This window comes from Dokdonella sp. (assembly GCF_036518555.1).
GTDB lineage: Bacteria > Pseudomonadota > Gammaproteobacteria > Xanthomonadales > Rhodanobacteraceae > Dokdonella_A.
This window is the reverse complement of record NZ_DATDMY010000041.1, coordinates 1-4,183: the sequence shown is the minus strand read 5'-3', so window position 1 is coordinate 4,183 and position 4,183 is coordinate 1. Positions and strand designations below refer to the sequence as shown.

The following is a 4,183-nucleotide window of genomic DNA, read 5'->3' as shown; positions in this document are numbered from 1 at the left end:
GACGCGCGAACATCGCGTTGACGCGCAGGTATCCGGCGAAGTCGCCGCGACGGTAGTCGAGCAGCGAGGGGCGGAAGTGCAGCAGCGGCCACAGGGTCCGGTTGGCGAACCCGAGGTAGTACTCGTCGTGGTCCGCGCGCGTGAGGTCGACGAGCGCGTAGTCGATGCGACCGACGCGTTCGACCTGTGGCGCCCCGGGCTCGTCGTCGACGATGCGCCCGCTCCAGCCGAACCAGAGGCCTCCGCATTGCTCGAGCGCGGCCTGCATCGCCGAGGCGAGGCCGCCCGCGCGGGCTTCGCGCGGCTGCGCGACGCGGTTGGAGACGACGACCAGCCGGCTCACAGCAGGCTCTCCCAGCTGCGCGACAGGCGCGAGGCCGCATTGATGAGTCCGACCAGCGAATACGTCTGCGGAAAATTGCCCCACAGTTCGCCGGTTTCCGGGTGCACGTCCTCCGACAGCAGGCCGAGCGGGTTGCGTCGCGCGAGCAGTTGCTCGAACAGCGCGCGCGCCTCGTCGGCACGGCCGATCGCGGCGAGCGCCTCGACGTACCAGAAGCTGCAGATCGTGAAGCTCGTCTCCGGCATGCCGAAGTCGTCCGCGGTGGCGTAGCGATACACGTAGTCGCCGCGACGCAGCTCGCGCCCGATCGCCTCGACGGTCGCGACATAGCGCGGATCGCGTGCGTCGACGAAGCGCAGGTCGGCGAGCAGCAGCAGGCTCGCGTCGAGGCGCTCGCTGTCGAACGCGTCGACGAAACAGCCGTGGCGCGGGTGCACCGCGCGGGCGAGCACGAGGTCGCGCACGCGCTGCGCGCGCTCGGCCCAGAAGGCCGCGCGCGCACCGGCGCCCAGATGCGCGGCGATGTGCGCGAGGCGGTCGCAGGCGGCCCACGACATCACGGCGGAGTAGGTGTGCACGTGCGCGCGCCCGCGGAATTCCCACAGGCCCGCGTCAGGCTGGTCGTGCAGCCGCCAGGCGGCCTCGCCGGCCGCCTCCAGGCGCGTGAAGGCGGCGGCATCGCCGGGCGACTCGAGGCGGCGATCGAAGAACAACTGCACGGCCGCGAGGACGACGCTGCCCGGCACGTCGTTCTGCGCCTGTCGCCACGCGTCGTTGCCGATGCGCACGGGCCCCATGCCGCGGTACCCGGCGAGATGGTCCGCCTCGCGCTCGAGCAGCTCGCGTTCGAAGTGGATGCCGTAGACGGGACCGAGGTCGCCGTCCGCGCCCGCGGCGAGGTTGTACAGGTAGCGCAGGTACTCCTCCATGCTGCGCGTCGCGCCGAGGCGGTTGAGCGCCCGCACGACGAAGGCGGCGTCGCGGAGCCAGCAGTAGCGATAGTCCCAGTTGCGCACCGTGTGCGGCGCCTCGGGTATCGACGTCGTCATCGCAGCGACGATCGCGCCCGTGCCTTCGTACTGGCACAACTTGAGCGTGATCGCGGCGCGGATGACCGCTTCCTGCCATTCCGCCGGGATCGAGAGGTAGCGCACCCATTCGCGCCAGTAGCCGAGGGTCGCTTCGAGCGCGGCGCGCGCGTGCGTGGACGGGGACTCGGTCAGCGTTTCGTCGGGGCCGATGAGCACGTGCACTTCGCGATCGAGCAGGAACGGCAGTTCGTCCCGCAGCATCGGCAGCGGCGCGTCGGTGGTCGCGCGCAGCACCGTGCCGTCGTCGAGCACGAACCGGACGTGGTTGGATCCGGACGTCCGATCCGGCCGTCGCGCGCCGTAGCCCGTGAGCGGGCGCAGGCGCAGCGTGACGCGCGGCGTCCCCGCGATCGGGCGCAGCGTGCGGACGATCGCCATCGGATGGAACACGCGCCCGTACTGCTTGTAGCGCGGCGCGAAATCGGTGATCTCCAGCGCGCTGCCATCCTCGGCGTCGAGTCGCGTGACGAGGACCGCTGTGTTCTCCACGTAGCGCTGGTTCGATCGCCGCTCGCCCTCGAGTGCGACGTCGAACCACCCGGCATCCTCGACGCGCGGCGACAGCAGCGAGCAGAACGCGGGGTCGCCGTCGAATGCGGGCAGGCAGCACCAGACGAAGCGGCCGCGCGCGTCGACGAGCGCGCCGATGCTGCCGTTGCCGATCACGCCGAGGTCGAGGCTCGACGGCCTGCTGTCGCTCATGCGGAAGCCTCCTGCACCTGCGTGGCGAGCGCGGCGAGCCAGCGATGGACGGCCGCGGGATCGGGGAGGGCGTAGCGCGCGCGCGTCGGACGACGTGCGCCGACGACGACGCCGCAGCCGCCGAAGCGTTCCGCGGCGACGAATGCGTGCTCGTCGGTGAGGTCGTCGCCGACCATCCACGGCGTACGCCCCGCGAACGGCGCCTGCTGCATGAGCGCGCGCAAGGCGTCGCCCTTGTCGGCGCCGACGCCGCGCAGCTCGACCACGCAATCGCCGTGTTGCAGGCGGTAGCCGCTGCCGCCCGCGCGCACGAGCCGCTGCGCCGCGTCATCGACGACGGCCGCCATCGTCGGAGCCGCGCGCCAGTGCAGCGCGATCGCATCCGGTTTGTGTTCGACGACGACGCCGGCGTGGTCGGCGAGCAGGGCGGTCGCATAGGCGCGCAATGCACTCATGCCGTCCGAGTCGCGCACCGTGCGCACGACCGCGCCGCCGCTGCGGCGCAGCTCGGCGCCGTGCGAGCCGGCGGCAGCGAGGTTCGGCAGGCCGAGCAGCTCGTCGATGCGTTGCAGCGAACGGCCGCTGAGCACGGCGAGCGCGCCGCCGAGCGCAGCTTCGAGGCGATCGACGAGGGCGGGCAATGCGGCATCGACGACGACACCGTCGGGATCGGGTGCGAATTCGAGCAGTGTCCCGTCGACGTCGAGGAACAGCGCGATGGAGGAAGGCGCCGCGGGCGGCGGCGGCAGCGGTGCAGGTGGGGTATCGGTCGCGAGCGTCATCGTCCCGAACGCCCCGTCGCATCGGGGCAGGCGTCTCTCCGTGGCCAGTATGCGATTCTTGTGGGCCGCAGATGTATCGCAGCTGACGCGCATCGGCGTCGCTTGCGGGGTGCGCTCGCTCAATCCTCGCGCGGCAACAGGCCGCGCTGCTCGAGCCACGCGCGCGCGTCGTCCGCGTCGCGTTCGAACCACGCCTGCGCGCTGCCGAGGCGGAAGCTGTAGCCCCACGCATCCATGTCCGCCATCAGGCGTGCGCGGCCGACGCCCGCGAGCGCATCGGCGAGCACGATCTGCAGGTAGCAGGCGGCGTCTTCCTCGGCCTGCGAATCGGACGCATCGGTGTGGATCGCGGCGCGCCGCTCCGCCGGTGCGACGATCAGGTGGCAGGCCTCGTGCAGCAGCGAATGCACGGGAGTGTCCGCGCGCGCGAACACCGCGTGCGCGATGACGCCGGCTTCGCGCTCGCCCCAGTAGCTGCCGGGAATGGGTGCGCCCGCGGCGACCTCGACGAGTTCGAGGGCATGCCGCGCCAGCAGCGCGCGCGCAGGGGCGAAGCCGACGTCGGCGAGCACGAGCACGTCCTCTGTGCCGTCGTGCGGCGCAATGGCGGACGCCGCGTGCATCCGGGCCGCGCGCGTCAGGTTTCGCCGGTCGCCGGTGCGGCCGGCGCGGCGTGCTTCTCCGGCAGCGCGACCGACAGCTCGAGTACTTCGCCTTCGCCTTCGTGCGTGACGTGGATGTCGATCGCGTCCGGGTCGACGTTGACGTACTTGCGGATCACCTCGAGCAGTTCGCGCCGCAGCATCGGCAGGTAATCCGGGCGGCCGTTCGCGGCACGCTCCTGCATGACGATGATGCGCAATCGCTCGGCCGCGACCGACGCGGTGTTCTTCGGGCGCGAGCGGAATAGATCGAACAGTCCCATGGCTCAGCTCCCGAAGATGCGCGCGAGGAAACCCTTCTTCGTCGCGTCGATGAAGCGCATCGGCCGCACTTCCCCGGCCAGGCGCGCGACCGCGTCGGCATAGGCCTGCCCGGCATCCGAGGTGTCGTCGAGGATGACCGGCACGCCCGCATTCGATGCGGTGAGTACGCCGGGCGATTCCGGGATGACGCCGAGCACTTCGATGCCGAGGATGTCCTTGACGTCGGCGATGCCCATCATGTCGCCGTTGGCGACGCGGTCGGGGTTGTACCGCGTGAGCAGCAGGTGTTGCTCGACGCCGCTGCCGCCCTGTTCGGCGCGGCGCGTCTTGCTCGCGAGC

The 4,183-nt window shown here is 71.5% G+C and carries 5 protein-coding genes and 1 pseudogene; all 6 read right to left on the bottom strand.

Features of this window, described 5'->3' with window-relative positions:
- A partial coding sequence (locus VI238_RS02620; protein ID WP_331648143.1) for a trehalose-6-phosphate synthase occupies positions 1-343 on the bottom strand: 343 nt, incomplete at its 3' end.
- Entirely contained in the window at positions 340-2,136 is a 1,797-nt protein-coding gene (locus VI238_RS02615) for a glycoside hydrolase family 15 protein (RefSeq protein ID WP_331648141.1), read from the bottom strand. The genes VI238_RS02615 and VI238_RS02620, both read right to left, overlap by 4 nt.
- A complete protein-coding gene (gene otsB / locus VI238_RS02610) occupies positions 2,133-2,918 on the bottom strand; it encodes a trehalose-phosphatase (RefSeq protein ID WP_331648139.1) in 786 nt (261 codons plus the stop codon). The genes VI238_RS02615 and otsB overlap by 4 nt, the downstream gene beginning before the upstream one ends.
- Before the next feature lie 119 nt (positions 2,919-3,037).
- A complete protein-coding gene (locus VI238_RS02605) occupies positions 3,038-3,541 on the bottom strand; it encodes a hypothetical protein (protein ID WP_331648137.1) in 504 nt (167 codons plus the stop codon).
- A gap of 14 nt (positions 3,542-3,555) precedes the next feature.
- Positions 3,556-3,843 carry a cell division topological specificity factor MinE gene (gene minE, locus VI238_RS02600; protein ID WP_331648135.1) on the bottom strand — a complete coding sequence of 96 codons (288 nt, stop codon included), beginning with the start codon at positions 3,841-3,843 and terminating at the stop codon, positions 3,556-3,558.
- Between the two features lie 3 nt (positions 3,844-3,846).
- Positions 3,847-4,183: pseudogene (locus VI238_RS02595) on the bottom strand (septum site-determining protein MinD); the annotation flags it as partial.